An 18563-nucleotide genomic window follows, 5' to 3' on the forward strand; every position below is an offset into this window, starting at 1 on the left:
AGAAATGGGGCCACAGATGAACACAGATCGACACAGATGAAGGCAGGAACGACGTTGAACGAGAGCCCGATTCTTTCGGCACAGCGGATCGTCGTGATTGGCACGAGCGGCGCGGGGAAAACGACGTTCGCCCGCCGGTTGAGCCAGGCCACGGGGCTGCCGCACATCGAGCTGGATGTTCTGCACTGGCTGCCGAACTGGACTCCCCGCCCGAAGGAGGAGTTCATCGCCCGTGTCCGGGAGGCAGCTTCGGAAGATCGATGGATCGTCGACGGCAACTATAGCGCGGTTCGCGATCTCCTGTGGTCGCGGGCCGAACTGCTCGTCTGGCTGAACTACGGCTTTCCGCGGGTCTTCTGGCAGGCGGTCTCCCGCTCCGTCCACCGCGTCGTGACCGGCGAAGAGTTGTTTGGCGGTAATCGTGAGACCTGGCGCGAATTCGTCAGCCGGGACGGCATCCCCCGCTGGGTGTTGCGGACCTTCTGGCGACGGCGCCGGGAAATGCCCCTCCTCCTCGGCGAGGAACGCTACCGCCATCTGCACTGCCGGGAGTTCCGGACACCGCGGCAGGCCGAGGCGTTCGTCGCCGAGCTGTCGCGGAATTGACGCCCCCTCCGCGGATGACGCGTGCGGGGTCTCTGTCGTTCCTGTTACGATCAAAATGGTTCCAGAGTGAGGTCACGCATGCCCACCGAGATTCTGCTGCAGGATCCCCCTGTCTCGCTCCCGTACCGGCCGGCGCGGCTCAGCGTTGACCGGTATCTCGAAATGATCGCCTCGGGGATCATCCAGGAGGACGACCGGATCGAACTGCTGGAAGGGGTGCTGGTCGAAAAGATGACGAAGAACCCTCCGCATACCGTTGTGACGCGACGTTGTGACCTTCTTCTGACCCAGGCCGTCCCAGCCGGGTGGCACGTCCGAAATCAGGAGCCGATTGTTCTGCCGGTGAGCGTTCCGGAACCGGATCTGGCTGTCGTTCGCGGTGAGGTGACGGATTTCGCGGAACGCCACCCTCGCGGGATCGAGATCGGTCTGATCGTAGAAGTGGCGGACTCCAGCGTGGCGACGGACCGATACAAGTCCAGGCTCTACGCCGCGGCGGGTATTCCGCACTATTGGCTTGTCGATCTTTCGGCCCGGTCGCTCGATCACTACTGGGATCCCGATACGAACTCGGAGCAGTATCGCCAGAAACGAACCTGTTCGATTCACGAGATGGTGCCGCTGACGCTGGACGGTCACGTCGTTCGCGACATTCCGCTCTCGGAAATTCTTCTCTAGGCGTCCCTGGATTGCCTGGCAGGCGGCGCGGCGGTCAAATCATGGCGATCGACATCGCCCGCGTGTCTGGTCGGACGTCTTACTCCGAATCTTGAGCTGACATGTTGCGCGTCTGCGAACGGCTTTCCCGTCTCGGGGCCTTGTTTCTCATCACGATCAGTTTGTGCTCCGTTCCCCTCTGGGCCGACGAGCCGGCCGCCGACTGGGTGAAGGTCACGGACCATGCCGAGTGGCGGCCGCGGGACTCCTGCGGAGAAGTCGTCCTGGGCGGCAAGATGTGGATCATGGGGGGCTGGTTCAATTCCAACTCCGAGCCGCCGAGCGATGTCTGGAACTCCGTCGACGGCAAGACCTGGACCCGCGTGGCGGAGAAGTCTCCTTGGAAGCACTCCGACTTTCCGATGACGCTCGCGTTCCGCGACCGGATGTGGGTCATGGGGGGGTGGCACAACGGCCGCCTGCCGGATGCCAGCGCGAGCTCCGCCGTCTGGTCCTCGAAGGACGGAGTCGAATGGACGCAGCACACGCCGGAGGCGGGCTGGTCTCCCCGGCTGGCCGCGGGAGCGGTGATCCACCGGGACCGGATGTGGATCGTCGGCGGGGTCGAGAAGTACTACTTCGGCGATGCCGCGAGCCTCAAGAACGACGTCTGGTCGTCGGCCGACGGCAAGACCTGGGAGCGGGTCGTGGAAAACGCCGGCTGGACCCCACGGGCTTACCATCAGGTCGTCTCGCTGAACGGGAAGCTGTACCTTCTCGGCGGCGGCAACTATCTGCCGGAGTACCAGGCGCGGAACGATGTCTGGTCGAGCGAGGACGGCGTCACCTGGACGCAGCTCACCGACAAGGCCCCCTGGTCGCCGCGGCTCTGGTTCTCGGCCGTGGCCTACCGCGATCGGCTGTGGGTCCTTGGCGGATGGTCCAACAACCCGTCGAAGAACTGGAGCGACGTCTGGCACTCGGCCGACGGGATCAAGTGGGAGAAGCTCGAGACCCCCACGATGTGGAAGGAGCGGCACGAGCACTCCGTTTACATCCACGACGACGCGATCTGGGTCGCCGGCGGGATGACGCCGCCACTGACCAACGACGTGTGGAAGCTCAAGCTGCCGAAGTAGCCTTCCGGTTCCGGCTGGCTCGCCCCTCGCGAACGACTACCGGGACGCCGACTGCTCCGGCCGGGCGGCACGCTTGCGGCCGGTCCCCTTCAAGCGGAAGGTCGGCACGCGGACCCGCAGCGTCGGTTCCTGGACCTCCTGCTGCTGGGCGCGGCGTTTGAAGACCGACAGGACGTCGCTGCGCGTGATCATCCCGATGACCCGCGGCGGCGTGGCCCGGGTCACGACCGGCAGCCGGCCGATCCCGTGGTTCACCATGTGGTCCGCCGCCTGCCGTACCGTGCAGTCGTCATAGACGTACTTCGGCATCATCCGGATCGTCTCCCAGATCGTCTGCTCTCCGGGGACCGCCGGATCGACGAGGTTCCTCCGCGTCAGCACGCCGACCAGCGTTCCGTGTTCGTCCAGCACAGGGAAGCCCTGGTGAGAGGTCCCGGCAACGCCACTGGCGAGCCAGTCCCGGACCGTCCGGACCGAGTCGGCCGCCTTCAGAGCGATCACGCCTGATGAACAGACATTGCGGACGAAGACCTGGTCGAGCGCGTCCGCCTCATACTCGGCGGGGGTCCGGATCCCGCGGCGGGCGATCTTCTCCGTCATGATCGAGTGGGTCATGAAGTAGCTCGACACGAGGTTCGCCGTGGCGCACGCGCCGAGGAGCGGCAGGAGCCCCGCCGGCTGCATCGTCGCTTCGAACATGAAGACTGCCGAGGCGAGCGTCGCGCGGGACGCCCCCGCGAACAGCGACGCCATCCCGACGAGGGCGGCGATCCGCGGATCGATCCCAAGTCCCGGCAGGGCGGAACTGAGGCCGATCCCGAGCGCCGTCCCCATCGCCCCGCCGATCGTGAGCAGCGGCGCGAGAGTCCCTCCCGACGTGCCGCTGCCGAGCGAGATCGACCACGACAGGAACTTCATGACGCACAGGAACAGCGCGGCCGACAGCGTGAGCCGCGCCGAGAGGAGATCCGAAATGTTCGAGTATCCGACGCCGAGCGTCTGCGGAGCGAAGTAGCCGACGGTTCCGACCGCCACCGCGCCGATCGCCGGCCACCACATCCAGTGAATCGGCAGCTTCTCGAAGGCGTCCTCGATCCCATAGGTGATCCGCGTCACCGCCACGGCGGCGAGCCCCATCAGGCCGCCGATCAGGATGTAGACCAGGAGGGCCGCGCCGGTCGGCTGCGCGAGTTCCGTCATCTGGAACGGCGGAACGGGTCCGACCAGGATCATCCGGACGCCAGCCGCGATCGAGGCGGCGAGGGCCACGGGGATCATCGAGCGGGCGCGGAACTCGAAGAGGAGCAGTTCGATCGCCAGCAGCACCGCCGAGACTGGCGTGCCGAAGATGGCCGACATGCCGGCCGCGGCTCCCGCGGCGAGAAGCGTCTTTCGTTCAGAGGCGGAGGTCGACCGCAGCTGGCCGACAAGCGACCCGAGCGCCCCACCCGTAGCGATGATCGGCCCTTCGGCGCCGAACGGTCCGCCGGTCCCGATCGAGATCGCGGCAGAGACCGGTTTCAGGAGCGTGATCCGCGCCGGGATGCGGCTCTCGTTCGTCAGGACCTGCTCCATCGCCTCGGGGATCCCGTGGCCGCGGATCGCCTTCGATCCGAAACGGGCCATCAGGCCGATGATGAGCGCACCCACGACCGGAATCGGGATGACCCACAGCCCCAGCCGCTCGACCGCAGGAGCGGGAGAGGACTCATGGAAGCTGAAGCGCCCGTAGAAAGCGAGGTTCGTGATCAGCCCGATCAGGTGGACCAGGACCTGAGCCACGAGCCCGGTCGCGGCCCCGAGGATCAGGGCGGTCAGGCAGAGCTGGAGCACCCGGCGGTCGACGGCGAGGACCGGTCGGGGGATCTGTTCAGCGGCCCCGATCTCGCTGAGCGAGGGGGCGATCGAGATCGGATCGGAAGGGGGGTGGGGGTGGCGCGGGGTGTCTGAGGAAGTCATCGATCCAGGGAGGAAACCGGGGGGCGAGCTGAGTCCGACTCTGACACATCCCGGACCCGTGCCGCAAGACCGAAGCGGTCCGCATTACAGAAAAGTTGCAGACCGCGTGAGGGCCCCGAGTTCCTCAGATCAACCGAAGGCCGTCTTCTGTGGCCGCAGGGGCGGCGGGCCCTTCCTCCGCGGGCAACAGGCGGGTTCTTGCTTCCGTGGGGGGGAGAATCGCCGTGCCGTCCGGCTCAGCCTTGGGGGCTGGCGGCTTGGGCGAACCGGAGGTGTCCGGTGTGTCCGCCGCTTCGAGCGCCTTCAAGAGGTCCGCGTCGATCTTCCGCCCGGTCTCGTCTTGTGTGCCCGGTTCGATCATCAGCAAGGTCACCGTCCCCTTGCGGCGGGCCAGCTGGACCGCCTCGACTTCGCTCCCGGCCCGGAGAAGCACGGTGACGTGATTCACGTCTTCGGAGCGGGCGAAGACTTCGACAGGACTGAGGAGGGTATCCTTCTTCTCCTGCCCGTCGGCCCGATACAGCACCTGGATCGAGACCCGATCGCCCCGCTCCAGTCCCTCCGTCGACGTGTCGATCGTGACGAGGCGCATGCCCGGCGGGATGGACGTCGTCGTCCCATAGGACGCGCTGTCTGGTGCCGGAGCGGTGACCGGCTTCGACGGGACCTGCTGGAGCAGGTTGATGACACTGTGGTCAATCCGGCCGTCGGGGATCGCACCGGGCTCCGCGGTTTCGACCAGGATCTCTCCCTTGGACTGAGCGATCTGGAACTGTTCCGCGACCGTCCGTTCGAGCACGATCGAAAGCACGTCTCCTCCCGGACGCCTCTGCACAAGCTCCAGTGGAGCCACGAAGAGTGTGGCCGTCCCGACCCCGGTCGATTCGGGAAAGGCGACCCGGACCCGGACCACGTCGCCCGCATGCAGCGCCGTATCGCGAGGTACGGGAATATGAACCGTCGTCGTCGAGAGGGGAGGCGGCACGGCCACATCGATGAACAACTCGGCGGTCGGCTTGGTTTCGTGTCCGGCGTCGAGCGAGACGTTGCGGAAGATGACCCAGGCATAGGGATGCCACGTCACCCGGACCGACTTGATCCGCGAAGGGGGGAGATGCGCGAAGACGATCGTCCACGAGTCCGGACGTGCGGGCACCACCCCCATCGCCCCCCCGCCTCCGAAGCCGACCATCATCGCGGATTGGTTCGGTTGCTGCTCGATCCGTCCCGGATGAATCTGGCCATCGACGTCCGTCGCCTGGGCCTGGAGGACAAACGGGAACTCCGCCGGATGGCCGTGCCGGAAGGGGATCCGGGTCGAGAGGTCCGAGCCGGCCCACCAGGTGCCCAGAAGGGCGAGGGTCTCCGGCTTGTCTTCGGATGACGTTCCAGGAACGATCGGGTCGGACTTCGGGGCGGGCGTAACGGAAAAACTCTCTCCCCGCGGATTGGACGAGACGATCTCGCGGGCGACGGACTGGCTGGCGAACCTCACGCCCACGCTCCCCACCATCTGTTCCTGTGGCCAGTAGCCCCAGTGCAGGATCCGGCGGACCTTCGGCTCGCTGAGCGAGTCCGACCGCGTCCCCCCGGTCTGGCCGTCGATGCTGCTGGAGAGCCCCTGTGGAGTCGGCCGCTGGACGTAGATCTCGACATCGCGGCGACGATGGTCTTCCGGCACTGAGGGGCCCGCGGGACCGGACATTCCGCCGTACATTCCCGGTCCTCCCATCGAGCCGGGCATCATCATCATGTCTCCCCCGTAGCCGCCGGCCGCCATTCCGCCGCCCATCATCACGGCCTGGGAGAGGGGAGCCCCGCCGTCCATTCCCCAGGAGGACATCGCCGTCGGATCGGAGAGAGAGACGACGCCGATCCTGACCCCTTGTTCCGGGCTCACGAAGCCCTTCTCAATGTCGAGTTTCCGGACGGAAGTCGGGACGGCCGCGACCCGGCGGACGTCGGATGGGGTCGTGGAAGAGGAGTCTCCGAATCCGGAGCCCGCCGGCGGACCTGCCGCCGTTCCTCCTGGTCCGACGCCCGGCTGTGCGAAATCGAAGCCAGGCACGGCTTGTCCCGGTCCTCCGGCCACCAGGATCGGCGCGACCGTTCCCGCGGGCGACACCATCATGGGGCTGCCGCCCATTCCGCCGAAGCCGGACATCCGCTCGTCGCCGGATCCCATTCCCGGTGCAGCGGCACCGGCTTGGCCCATGCCGCCGGATTCCCACCGTGGCGCGACGTAATCGACCGAAGCGGGAGGGGGATTGTGCGTGGCGGCACGGGCGGTCGCGACCAGCGGGGGATCAGAGATGACCTTGAGCGTCGTCAGGGTGACGAACAGTCCGAGTCCCCACATGATGCAGGCAACCTTCCACCATCGGGGAGGCCGCGGTTCGATGGCTCCTTCGCGATTGAGCAACATGGCGATTCTCCGATAGAGGTGTGATTTCCGTCCAAAGAGCCCCAGGCCAACCAGCGGGGATCGGCCGATCGGGCCGCAGGCCGAGGCCTTGAGAAACTCCGCGTAGTCGGTCGCCTGCCCCCACTCCCTGTCTCCGGCCTCTGCGATGGCGGCCGGCAAGCGGGATCGGGCGGCGGCACTGTCGGCGATGTAGTCCTGGGCTTGCCGGAGTTCGGTCCGCAGCCACCACGCCAGCGGGTGGAACCAGTAGCAGCACCGGGCCAGGTTGGCGATCTGCCAGTTCCAGTAGTCGCCCCGGCGGATGTGCTCCGCCTCATGGGCCAGGGCCCACTGCAGCCGGTCGGCCGGAACGTCGCTCCACGAGACCGGCAGCAGCACGCACGGACCGCGGGACCAGCAGGCGATCGGCTGGGGGACGCGAGGACTTATCCGCAGGGGAACGTCCTGGAGGTCGGCGCCGCGAACGGCTTTCCAGAGCGATTCAACGGAAGCCGACGGCGGTTGCGCGGCCCGGACCAGTCGACGGACTCCCAGGAGCCCCGCCGCGTACCAGAGAAGGAACAGGGCCGCTCCGCCGAAGTACGTCCCCAGCAGGATCGCCGGAAAGACGAGCGTCGTCGGGTTCTTGTCCGGAGGACTCGTCTCGGCGATTGCAGGTGGGACAACGGGGTTGCGGAACGCCGACCCCTCGGCCGGAGAAACGGGCGCCGAGGCCTCGACAGACACGGCCGGTTCTGACCGAAGGTCGCTGGGAACGCTGTCCGAGCCCGAGAATGCGGCCGACGACAGAGTCGCGACCGGGGCCGCCGGAACGACGGCGGAATCCAGAACAACCGGCACGGCGCGCGGGAGGTGAATCTCTTCGGCGGCGCCGGCGATCGCCGAAGGAGCGGCGACGTCAGCAACGACGGGAACCGGACTCCAGACGGCCCCCACGCCCCAGGTCCCTTCGCCGACAAGAAGGCAGACGACGGGAATCAGGAGGCTGCCGGTGAGCGTCAGTGAACAGAGCAGCGCTCGCCGCGCCGGTTCGCGGGTCAGCGCGAGCGCCAGCCCGCCGATCCCGAGCCAGACGGTCCCGACGAGCGTCGTCCGCATCAGCCACACGAGCGCGGTCGTGGCCAGAAGATCGTTGAGCATCGGATCACCTCAGAACGAGGCAGAGAGGAGAGGAGCGAGACGGGTGAACGACAGACAAGACCACGGACCGCTTCGCCGTGCAGCATCAACTCGGCGGCTTGCGGCGGCGGGCCTGGGCAATCAGGTCCTCGATCTCCTTGAGGTCCTTCTCCTTGGGCTTGCCGGTCCGAAGGAGCGTCAGGACGCAGTCCCGGATCGCCCCGTCGAAAACATCCGAGAGGAACCGCGTCGCCGCGCTGTCGCGGCTGTACTGCGCGGTGTAGACGAACGTCCGGCCCTCGGTCTTGTGCGAGACCAGCCCCTTCTCGTCCATAATCCGCAGCAGGGTCTGGACGGTGTTGAAGGCGAGTTCCCCGCCGGGGCAGAGCCGTTCGTGGACCTCCCGCACGCTGGCGGGGCCCAGTTCCCACAGGACCTTGAGGATGTCCAGCTCCCGCGGGCTGGGAGAGGTCGGCTGTCCCGCCGGATCCGTAGAGTTCTCCGCCATGAGTCCGCCCCCGTTGCAGGCCACGCGCAGACAACACCTAATTGCTTAGGTGATCTTCCCAGAGCGAAATCGGCCTGTCAACAGGAAACCTAAAAGTTTAGGTGAGCATCGTGAGGCGGGTCTGACGGCGCGAAGCTTCGCGCCGCCGAGCGTCGTCGAGGCGAGTGTGAAATTTACTTCAACGTGTGTTCGGCCCAGGCGGCGGCGCCGATCACTCCGGCCTCGTCCATCAATTTAGCGGGGACGACATTGAACGTCCGGCGGAAGGCGTTCATGACCCGCTTGCGGGCCACCTTGCGGATGTAGTCCACGAAGATCTCGGGCATCGCCTCGACGAGCCCGCCCCCCATGACGACGAGGTCGGGACCGAGCAGGTTGATGATCCCCGCCAGAGCCGTCCCGAGGTGTTCGGCCGCCTCGTAGGCGATCTGCTCGACGGCGTGGTCCCCCTCCTTGATCGCCTCGGCGATGGCGCCGCTGCGGATGCTGGCGAGGTCGACCCCGGCGTCCTTGAAGAGGTGCGGCGCGTCGCCGCGGGCCGCCGCGCGGGCGGATTCGGCGGCGATCGCCATACGGCTGCCGACCGACTCCAGGCACCCCCGCTGGCCGCAGCCGCACAGGGGGCCGTTCGGAACGACCTGGATGTGGCCGATCTCGAAGCAGGAGCTCGTTGCTCCGCGGAAGATTTCTCCGTTGTGAATGCAGGCTCCTCCGACGCCGGTGCCGGGGAAGAGGCCGATCACGCATTTGGCGTTCTGGGCCGCGCCGAAGCGGTACTCTCCATAGAGACCGGCGTCGACGTCGTTCATGACCGCGACGGGGCACTTGAAGTCCGCCTCGAGCCGTTTGCGGACGTTGACGTCTTCCCAGCCGAGGTTGGGGGGATTCAGCAGGATCCCCTTGTCCATGTCGACGACGCCGGGGCAGCCGATGCCGATGCCGGCGATCCGGTCGGGGGTCACCTTGGCGTCGGCGAGGGCGGCCTTGATGGCGTCGGAGATCCGATCGAGGCCTGAGCTGGTGTCGGCCGCCTTGGTCTTGCGGCGTTCCCGTCCCAGGACTTTGAAGCTGGAGTCGAAGACCTCCGTGAGCATCTTCGTCCCGCCCAGATCGAATCCTACCCAGCAGTCCGGCATGTCCCTTCCTTTCGTTGTCGATGGCGGGAGTATCGACCGTTGTTGGGGAAGTCGCAATTGATTGGGTGGTTGCGGTTCGGGGAACGGGTGGCCGGAGGGCTCGCGAACAGGTCTTCTCCGGAATGCTCGAACCGCGTCCTTGCCGGCACAACTCTGCTCCCTCAAACCCATCGTGCCACGGCAGCCTGGGGTCAAGGGGGCAACCCCTTGCCGCCGGAGGCGCTTCCATGAGGAACCGTGGTAAGCAACGGGCGTCCGTTTTGGGGTGCCGGCGTTGAGGACTCCCCTCAAGATACACCGCTCTCTTTGCGATCCCCGCGGATTGGTGAAGGGGGCATCCGACACGGTGTACGCGCTTGGACACTCGCTCCTTCAGGCATCTCTCGACGGCCAAGCCTCCGGCGGGCAAGGGGGAGTCTCCCCCTTGCATCCCCTGACCAGGGTGCCCCTGGACCCGATGAGGGCCAAATGATCCTGAGTCGCGCCGCTCTACCTTCCGCCTTCAGCCTGAACCCCTTCCGCCTCCCTCACAGGCCCCCTTGCATCCCCCACCAGGATGCCCCTGGACCCGGCGAATTTCCGTTGTCCTTACACTCTGCACCCGCATAAGCTGCCGCGCCGCCGTATCTACAGGGACACGCGAACGTTCCGGGCCACTCTGGAGCCATACGGACCATGTCGAGAGAGAGCACCCCGCTGGCTCCCCCACCCCCACCGCCCCCCATCGCGGCCGCCCCTCCCCCATCGGGACTGGGATGGCGACTTCCCACCGCCGTGCTGGCGATCGCGCTTCTGTCCGACCTGACCATCTACCGCGGCGAAGGCTTCGGCGGCCTGGCCGTCCTCTTCGCCCTCCTCCCATTCCTGATGGTGCTCGGCCGCTGCCGGCCCGCGGGCCTCCGAGACCTCCTCGTCGTCACTGCGCTCCTGCTCGCGACGGCCGCGCGGCTGGCCTGGAACGGATCGGTGCCTCTGGCAGGGATCGGGTTCATCCTGTCGCTGGCGGTAGCGATGACGCTCTCGGGCTTTCGCCCCTACATGCTCGACATGTTTGCGTTCGCCCTGCAGATCCCGATCGCCGGACTGCTGGAGCTCGCCCGGCCCCGCTCGCTGACACGGCCTCCTTCGCGGTCCGAGGGAGGGGAGGCCCCGACCGACCGCCCTCCCGGAACGATCCTCAGCCTCGTCCTGCCGGTGATCGTCGTCATTGCCTTCAGCGGCCTGTTCACCCTCGCGAACCCGAACCTGCGGGCCTTCGTCGCCGACCGCCTCTCCTGGGTCAGCGAATTCCTGGGAGACTGGTTCCGCAACATTCACGTCGCGGAGATCTGGTTCTGGGGCTTCGTGATCTGGATGACGACCGGAGCCCTCCGGCCGTGGTTCCGCGGAGGACTCCTCGAAGCGGCATTCGAGTTTGGCGCCACACCCGACACCCCGGCGACCGACAGGACGTCTCCGCTCTACGCCGCCTTCCGCAACACGCTCTTCGCGGTCATCGGCCTGTTCGCCGTCTACCTCGTATTCGAGTTCCAGACGCTTTGGCTCCGCGAGTTTCCGAAGGGGTTTCACTATTCGGGCTATGCGCACGAGGGAGCCTTCTGGCTGACCGTCGCCCTCGCGCTGGCGACCCTCGTGATCTCGCTCATCTTCCGGGGCGACATCCTCCAAGACGCGCGATTGCCGCGGCTCAAGCTCCTGTCGCACCTCTGGTCCGCCCAGAACTTTCTGCTCGCTGTGACGGTCTACCATCGGCTCCTGATTTATGTGGGATTCAACGGCATGACCTGGATGCGGTTCGTCGGGTTCTATGGAATCACCGCCGTCGTCCTGGGACTCGTGCTGGTCCTGATCAAGATCCACCGCGGCCGGAGCTTCGTCTGGCTGATCGAGCGACAGATGTGGACGCTGGCCCTCGTCATCTACGCCTTCGCGATGACACCGGCCGACGGGCTCGCGATGCGCTACAACGCCGGGCGAGTTCTTCAGAACGATCACGCGCCTGCGGTCCAGATCGGCTACCACGGGATCGATGCCGAAGGGCTCGCCGAGCTGATCCCCCTGCTCGACTCCTCTGACGAGACGATCCGGGAGGGGATCGCCGCCCTGCTGGCGCGGGAATGGGTACGGCTGGAAGCGCCTGGACGGGACGGCGCGCCGCCGGGATGGACGGCGTGGCAGGGGGCGGAGGAGCAGCTGTTGCGGAAGCTCGAGCCGGTTCGCCCGCAGCTCGTCCCGTTCCTCGATGCCGACAGACAGCAGGCGGCGTGGGATCGCTTCCGGACGTATGTCTACCATTGGTACTGAGGCCTGATCTGTCCTCAGTGCGGGATCAGGTGCGTTCGCTGGATAGTGGTGTGGCGTTGCGGCGGGCGGACAATCCCTTGCGAGAGCCAACCGGGTCCAGGGGCACCCTGGTGGGGAGTGCAGAGGGGCAACGCCCCTTTGCCCGCCGGAGGCTTGGCCGTCGAGAGATGTCTGAAGGAGTGGGTGTCCAAACGCGGACACCGTGTCGTATGCCCCCTCACCGACTCACGGGGATTCCAGGGCGAGCGGTGAGTCCTCGACGCCGGTTCCACAAAGCGGTCATCCGTTGCTTACCACGGTTTCGCAGGGAAGCGCCTCCGGCGGCAAGGGGGCCTGTGTTGTTTCTTGGCCCCCTTGACCCCAGGCTGCCGTGGCACGTTGGGTTTGAGGAAGCACAGTCGTACCGGCAAGGACGTCGTTCGAGACCGCGAGATCAGGGAAGCGCCGCGGCCGTGGCGGCAGGGTCCACCGCGCTCTTCGGCTTGCCGTCGGTGAAGAACTCGGCGATGACCTCTTCCAGCGGACGCTCCTGCACGCCGACGTCGTCGAGCTGATACCGCTGGAGGAGCGCCGACAGCGTCTCGGGAATCCGGTTGCGGTCGACGCGCAGCTTGGCGTTGGGAGGCGAAACGTCGAAGACTTGGCCATAAGTGGCGAGGTCCTCCGGGACACTCGTGCCGGCGAACTGGAGCTGGATCACCTTGTGCTGGCTGAACCGCTCGACGATCTCCTCCAGCGGACCGTCATGCTTGATCTCCCCTTCGTTGATGATGACCGCCCGCCGGCAGAGCGCCTCGACATCCTTCATGTAGTGGCTGGTCAGGATGACGGTGATCTGCTGCGACGCCTGGTAATACTTGAGGAACTCCTGCACCTTCCGCTGCGAGACGACGTCGAGCCCGATCGTCGGTTCGTCGAGGAGCAGGACCTCGGGGCTGTGGAGGAGGGCGGCGATGAGCTCCATCCGCATCCGCTCGCCCAGCGACAGCTCCCGCACCGCCTGGTTGACCAGCTTCCGGACATCAAGCAGGTCGACGAGCTCGTCGTACCGCCGCTGAAACTGCTGCGGATCGATCCGGTAGATCTCCTGATGGAGCCGGAACGACTCCTGGGCCGGCAGGTCCCACCACAACTGGTTCTTCTGTCCCATCACCAGCGAGAACCGCCGCCGGAAGGCGTTTTCCCGCTCCCAGGGGACGTAACCCAGGACGGTTGCCTCCCCAGATGTCGGGTAGATCAGCCCCGAGAGCAGCTTGAGCGTGGTCGTCTTTCCGGCACCGTTGGGGCCGAGGAACGCGACCATCTCCCCCTTGGCGATCTCGAAACTCACCCCCCGCACCGCCTCGACGGTCTTGTACTCGCGGCGGAACAGCCCCTTGACCGACGCCAGCAGCCCCTCCTGCTTGCGGTAGACGCGGTAGCTCTTGCTCAGATTGCGGACCTGGATGGCGCTCATGTGCGAATGGTAGGGGGGAGAGGGAGGTGGGAGGAGGGAGGAGGAATTAGGCTGAAGGCTTAAGGCGGAAGGTAGAAACGCGACAGGATGCACGTTCCGTGGTGGTCGCAGTTGCGTGCCACATCGTCGGCGCTCCCCGATCGTCCCATCAAAGCCGAACTCCCCTACCCTCTCCACCTTCCGCCTCTCCCCGCCTCTTTCTTCCCCCGCTTGATCCGGCACGGGCCCCGCGCGACAATCGCCCGTTACCCCTCGCGTGAGTCCCCTTTGACCAAGATCCCTGACCACTGGCAGACGTTCCTCGGACCGGCCAACTGGTTTCAGGTCTCTCATCCCCCCCATTGGACGGCCGGAGAACGCAAAGGGACCTACACGCTCACCCCGCCGGATTCCGACGCAATCCTGGCGATCAACTGCCTGTGGTTCGGCGGCACGCCGGCCGCCCCCGCGCCGAGCATCGAGCAGGTGACGCGGCAGTTCCCGCACTCCCGGAAGATCCACCGCTACCCGGCCCGCCCCGATTCCGACCTGATGGAGAGCTTCACGGGGGAAGCGGTCCTCGATCCGCCGCCGCCGTGGTATCGCCGGCTGTTCCACCGCAAGCAGTGGCGGCGATGGAAGCTGTGGTCGTTCCAGAAGGGACCGCTGCTCGTCATCGTCTCGCTGATTCATCCGACCGAGCGCGATCCAGACCTCGACGCCCTGGCCGAGATGATCGTCGGGACGCTCCTGCTGGCCGACGTCCCCGCTCCGCCGCCGGACGAGTTCGCGACCCGTGCCCTGGGACTCGCCCGCAAGAAGTTCCCGCTGCTGGAGTGCAAGCTCGGCGAAGACTTTCAGCTTCACGTCGGCGAGTCGACAATCAACCTGTTCAACTTCTACCGGACATTCGTGAAAACCCCGGACCGGTTCGAGGAGATCCTCCTGCCGGCGCTCACGACCGTTGTGCAGGTCCAGGAGTGGGGGAGCGAACAGACCGACCCCAGCTTCGACACGGTCCAGGAACGGATCATGCCGATGCTGTATCCGGAATCGGTCTGGCAGGAGAAGTTTCCGGACTTCGTCTGCCTGCCGTGGGTCGGGGGGCTCGTGATCCTGTACGTCGTCGACGAGGCGCAGGCGTACTGGTACATCCGCAAGGACCTCCTGGAGCGGTGGTCCATGGAGCCGGACGACCTCCATGATGTGGCGATCAAGAACCTCGAAAACTACTTCGAGAAGCAGCCGATGGAGCTGGCGGTCGCCGGGTCGGAGGAGTCCGGGCCGCGGATGCTGATGCCGAGCCGCGCCGATTCCTACAATTGCGTGCGGTTCCTGAGCGAGAGTTTCCTGACGAAGATCCGGCGGGTCATCGGCGGGAACCTGGCGGTCGGGCTGCCGGGGCGGGATTTCTTCGTCGCCCTGAGCCTCGACTCGCCGTCGATGATCGAACAGGTCCGCAAGAAGGTGCAGGAAGACTTCGAACAGATGGATCATCCGCTGACCAGCAAGATGCTGCTCGTGACGACCGACGGCGTAAGCGAACTCGTCCTGGAGGAGACGTGAGCGAGCCAGCGCCCCCGTTTCCGGCTGTGCAAGACGGAAGTCCTTCGGTCCCGACGCTGACCCTGCTGGGGACAGGCACCAGCATGGGGGTCCCGATGATCGGCTGCACGTGCGAGGTCTGCACGTCGACCGATCCGCGGAATCACCGGATGCGGACCGGCGTCTTCGTTGCGGCGCCGGAGGGGAATTTCCTGATCGACACGCCCCCGGAGCTGCGGCTGCAGCTGGTGCGGGAGCGGATCGACATGGTCGAGGCGGTGGTCTACACGCACGCGCACGCGGACCACATCCTGGGTCTCGATGACCTGCGGATCTTCGGCTACAAGCTCCAGCGGCCGATCCCGCTCTACTGCGAACCAGACGTCGAGCAGCATCTCCGGTCGACCTTTCCTTACGCGTTCCTGGCCCCGGAGCATCGCGTCGGCTATGCGTCGGCGCCGAACCTGCTTTTCCGGACGATCGGCGATGATCCGTTCGACCTGCTGGGGGTCCGGATCCAGCCGGTCCCGCTGATCCATGGCCATCTCCGGACGCTGGGGTTCCGGATTAACGATGTCGCCTTCTGCACCGACGTCAGCGAGATCCCGGAGGCGAGCTGGAAGCTCCTTGAAGGGCTCGACGTCCTGATTCTCGATGCGCTCCATTACGAGAAGCATCCGACGCACTTCAGCATCTTTGAGGCACTGCGGGCGATCGAGCGGCTCCGTCCGCGACGGGCGTACCTGACGCACCTGTCGCACCGGCTCGACTACACGGAGACGAACAAGAGGTTGCCGACGGGTGTGGAGCTGGCGTACGACGGCCTGCGGGTTCCGCTGACACGGTGTGTCGAATAGCTCGTTCTCCAGCTCCTATCTGTGTCCATCCGTGTTCATCCGTGGCTCAAGACTCTTCAGTCAGAAGAATTCAGCCACAGATAAACACGGATGAACACAGATAAGAGATGATCCCGGCCAGACGGTCGTTGAACAGCGAGTTCAGTCCACCTTCTGCTGGAACGAGACGAACTTCGGAGCCTGCGCCTTCACCGCCTCCGGGCTCCAGATCCGGATGCGGCTCACCTTCCCCGTGTCGTCGAACGAACCGAAGCCGACCCAGCCCTTTCCGAACGTCTTGTCGTTCGCCTCCATGATCGGCGTCGTCAGGTCGTCGAAGTAAACCTTTACGCTGCCGTCCGAGACCCGGCGGTCGATCCGGACCTTGTGCCAGACATTGAGGCCCCAGTTGTTGCCCGTGTTGGTCTTCGTCGAGATCTTGAGCCGCGGGGCCTTGTCGACGATGAAGATGTTGTTGGCGTGGTCGTCCCCCTTCGTCGCGATGTGCGTGTAGTAGTAGCGGTCAGGACCTTCGAAGCCGAAGACGAAGACCATGTCGCGATGGCCGTACTCCTTGCCGGTCTGGAGACAGTCCGCCTCGACGATACAGTCGCCGAACGTCTGCCCGCCGACGAGGGCGATGTTGAACGGCGAGCGGAACTGCGGCGTGTAGCGGCTCTGCTTCTGGAGCTCGAGCGCGCCGGGCGAGTCATCCTTAGCCTCGGCATGCCGCCACGCCGTGTCATCCGAGAAGACGAAGTCCTTCAGCGCCGCGGGCTCGGCGAAGTCCTGGGAATACTGCAGCTTGTAGCTCTCGGGGATGCCGGCCGGCTTGTCTTCGGCCCGGGCGGCGGCCGCGAGGAGAAGCAGGGAGAACGTCAGCAGGGAGCGCACCATCGAACGACCTCTCGGGAACAGTTGGCGATGGAGGAGAGCTTAGAGGGCCAGTCGCGCCACGTGAACGGAAAGGACTCGCCATAGACGCCTGGATACCGTTGCCCACAACACAGGCCCACCGGCCTCTTGACCGTGAGACACCGGACGTCCTCTTTGTGGTGCCGGCGTTGAGAACTCACCGCTCGCGTTGCAGTCTCCGCGGGTTGGTGAGGGGGCATCCGAAACGTTGTCCGCGCTTGGACACGGACTCCTTCAGATATCTCTCGACGGCCAGGCCTCCGGCGGGCAAGAGGGCGTTGCCCCCTTGCATCCCCCACCAAGGTGCCCCTGGACCCGACTCTTTCAGGAGGCGCGAGGTACCCGTCGCTGTGCTCTCTGTGGTTCAAAAACGGACCACGCAATGCTCGGTCGTGGGCTCAAGTCACCAGGGAACAGCGGCGCACCACCAGACTACGAATGCACCAGCGGGACGCCTTTATCTGTGTGCATCTGCGTTCATCTGTGGCTCCCCCTCCATCCCCTGTTCTCACCGCAACCGGCGGCGAAGCAGATCGAGCGCCGTCTTCACGACCCGCGCCTGCTGGATCTCCGGGTTGCCGCTGATCAGGACCCGCTCCGTCACGATCGTTCCGCCTCCGTCCAGGACCACGTAGGCGATTTCGGGGTCGGCCGACAGCGTCGGCGGGACCCGGTAGGGAGAAACCGCCAGAGCGAAGTCCGCCCCGGTCGTGGCGCGAATCCAGCGGGCCAGCTCTTCGGTCTTCGCCGGAGCGAGCGGAGTCCGGGTCGGTTCGTGAGCGATCCACTGCTGCTCGGGGAGCGTGATCCCCTGCCGGAAATGCGTCCCGTCGTCGAGATCGGCCAGCCGGGCGGCGAGCGCTCCCTTGGTACCGCTCTCGACGACCGCCAGCGTCTTCCGGCCGGCAGCGAGCAGCCGCAGGACTGCGTGCTCAAGCTCGTCGTCCTCGGTCCCGAAGATGTACTCGCCCAGACGCTCTTCGATGATGCGGCTGGTCTCCGCGATCTTCCGCTCGCACTCCTCGACGCTCTGCCCCGGCGCGTTGATCCGGAGCGTGATCGTCGCCTGGTGGGCGGTGATGCCGACCTCCGGATCCCGTCCGCGGGCGGTTACGTCCTTGAGGACCTCGTCCACCTGGGCCTCGCCGAGGCCGAAGCTGTGGATCCGCTTCCGACGGATGATCGTTCCGGTCTGCGGCAGCCGCGGCGCGACCTGGTCCCGGAACATCCGGTAGAGCTCCGACGGCACTCCCGGCAGTGCGGCAATCTGACAGGCTTCGCGCCCTGCGCGGGCGACGGTCATCCAGATCCCCGGTGCGGTCCCGACCGGGTTCGGCAGCGGAGCGGCGGTCTCGGGAAACATCGCCTGGACGCGGTTCCGCTCGGGCATCGGACGTCCGCGCTTCCGGAAGTACGACTCGATTGCCTCCAGGCTCTCCGGATGAAGGACCAGCGGCACCGCCTGCAGCTGCGCCAGGGCCTCCCGCGTCAGGTCGTCGAGCGTCGGCCCCAGGCCCCCCGAGACGATGACGACATCGGCCCGCTCGACGGCGAGCCGCAGGACGTCGACGTTGGTCTTGAGGTCGTCACCGATCGTCGTGTGGAAACGGACGGGGATCCCGAGATCGGCGAGCGCCAGGCTGAGCCACTGGCTGTTCGTGTCGAGCTTCTCGCCGGTCGTCAGCTCGGTTCCGATGGCGACGATCTCGGCAGAGAGCGGGAGAGCGGGGCTGGAGGAATTGGGTTCGGACAAGACGAGGCCGTCGCGGAGGAGGGGAGGGATATCAGCCGGAGGTCGACCGGCCATCTCACACGGCGAGTGTAGCCAATCCGCCCGGAGCGATCTCCGCTGTCTCGTTCCGCGTCGACCGGAGATGACGTGGAGCAACGCAGCCCCCAGCGGCAGTTTGGGCCGGACTTGGCCGGGGCCCGCGGACGTGCGTTGACGCTCAAAACGATCCGGTCCTACAAGCGGAACC

13 protein-coding genes are annotated in these 18563 nt (G+C 66.1%); 6 read left to right on the forward strand and 7 right to left on the reverse strand.

Annotation, left to right across the window (positions count from 1 at the left end; all coding sequences use genetic code 11):
* Positions 1-36: 36 nt before the first annotated feature.
* The 3 genes from VT03_RS12035 (at position 37) to VT03_RS12045 (ending at position 2402) form a co-directional block, all read left to right on the forward strand.
* Positions 37-606, forward strand: a complete 570-nt coding sequence (locus tag VT03_RS12035; RefSeq protein WP_075093206.1) for a hypothetical protein — start codon at positions 37-39, stop codon at positions 604-606.
* A gap of 78 nt (positions 607-684) precedes the next feature.
* Positions 685-1284 (forward strand): Uma2 family endonuclease, encoded by a 600-nt coding sequence (locus tag VT03_RS12040; protein ID WP_075093207.1) that lies wholly within the window; start codon positions 685-687, stop codon positions 1282-1284.
* 101 nt (positions 1285-1385) lie between these two features.
* Positions 1386-2402, forward strand: coding sequence for a galactose oxidase (locus VT03_RS12045; protein WP_156514442.1), 1017 nt, complete (start codon positions 1386-1388; stop codon positions 2400-2402).
* A 36-nt stretch (positions 2403-2438) separates the two neighbouring features.
* On the opposite strand, the gene VT03_RS12050 is transcribed toward VT03_RS12045, so the two are convergent.
* The 4 genes from VT03_RS12050 to VT03_RS12065 form a co-directional block, all read right to left on the reverse strand.
* Positions 2439-4361 (reverse strand): chloride channel protein, encoded by a 1923-nt coding sequence (locus VT03_RS12050; RefSeq protein WP_075093208.1) that lies wholly within the window; start codon positions 4359-4361, stop codon positions 2439-2441.
* A gap of 124 nt (positions 4362-4485) precedes the next feature.
* The gene (locus VT03_RS12055; protein WP_075093209.1) at positions 4486-7926 is read right to left on the reverse strand and encodes a M56 family metallopeptidase; all 3441 of its coding nucleotides are present in this window, start codon (positions 7924-7926) and stop codon (positions 4486-4488) included.
* A gap of 85 nt (positions 7927-8011) precedes the next feature.
* Positions 8012-8413: a BlaI/MecI/CopY family transcriptional regulator gene (locus tag VT03_RS12060; protein ID WP_075097077.1), complete on the reverse strand. Its 402-nt coding sequence runs from the start codon at positions 8411-8413 to the stop codon at positions 8012-8014.
* A 173-nt stretch (positions 8414-8586) separates the two neighbouring features.
* Positions 8587-9549, reverse strand: a complete 963-nt coding sequence (locus VT03_RS12065) for an ROK family protein (RefSeq protein WP_075093210.1) — start codon at positions 9547-9549, stop codon at positions 8587-8589.
* 675 nt (positions 9550-10224) lie between these two features.
* On the opposite strand from VT03_RS12065, the gene VT03_RS12070 reads away from it, so the two are divergent.
* On the forward strand, positions 10225-11853 hold the full coding sequence (locus VT03_RS12070) for a DUF4153 domain-containing protein (RefSeq protein ID WP_082846148.1): 1629 nt from the start codon (positions 10225-10227) through the stop codon (positions 11851-11853).
* A 433-nt stretch (positions 11854-12286) separates the two neighbouring features.
* On the opposite strand, the gene VT03_RS12075 is transcribed toward VT03_RS12070, so the two are convergent.
* Positions 12287-13309 carry an ATP-binding cassette domain-containing protein gene (locus VT03_RS12075; RefSeq protein ID WP_075093212.1) on the reverse strand — a complete coding sequence of 341 codons (1023 nt, stop codon included), beginning with the start codon at positions 13307-13309 and terminating at the stop codon, positions 12287-12289.
* 267 nt (positions 13310-13576) lie between these two features.
* On the opposite strand from VT03_RS12075, the gene VT03_RS12080 reads away from it, so the two are divergent.
* Together VT03_RS12080 and VT03_RS12085 are read left to right on the forward strand one after the other, a co-directional pair.
* Complete coding sequence (locus VT03_RS12080) at positions 13577-14854, forward strand: DUF1444 family protein (protein ID WP_075093213.1); 1278 nt, start codon at positions 13577-13579, stop codon at positions 14852-14854.
* Complete coding sequence (locus VT03_RS12085) at positions 14851-15690, forward strand: MBL fold metallo-hydrolase (protein WP_075093214.1); 840 nt, start codon at positions 14851-14853, stop codon at positions 15688-15690. The genes VT03_RS12080 and VT03_RS12085 overlap by 4 nt, the downstream gene beginning before the upstream one ends.
* 141 nt (positions 15691-15831) lie before the next feature.
* Here the strand turns inward: VT03_RS12085 and VT03_RS12090 are convergent, their stop codons facing one another.
* Together VT03_RS12090 and VT03_RS12095 are read right to left on the reverse strand one after the other, a co-directional pair.
* Positions 15832-16566, reverse strand: a complete 735-nt coding sequence (locus tag VT03_RS12090; RefSeq protein ID WP_075093215.1) for a hypothetical protein — start codon at positions 16564-16566, stop codon at positions 15832-15834.
* A 526-nt stretch (positions 16567-17092) separates the two neighbouring features.
* Positions 17093-18337, reverse strand: a complete 1245-nt coding sequence (locus VT03_RS12095) for a CinA family nicotinamide mononucleotide deamidase-related protein (RefSeq protein WP_075097078.1) — start codon at positions 18335-18337, stop codon at positions 17093-17095.
* Positions 18338-18563 lie beyond the last annotated feature (226 nt).

Origin of the sequence: Planctomyces sp. SH-PL14 (genome assembly GCF_001610835.1) — a bacterium.
Classification (GTDB): domain Bacteria; phylum Planctomycetota; class Planctomycetia; order Planctomycetales; family Planctomycetaceae; genus Planctomyces_A.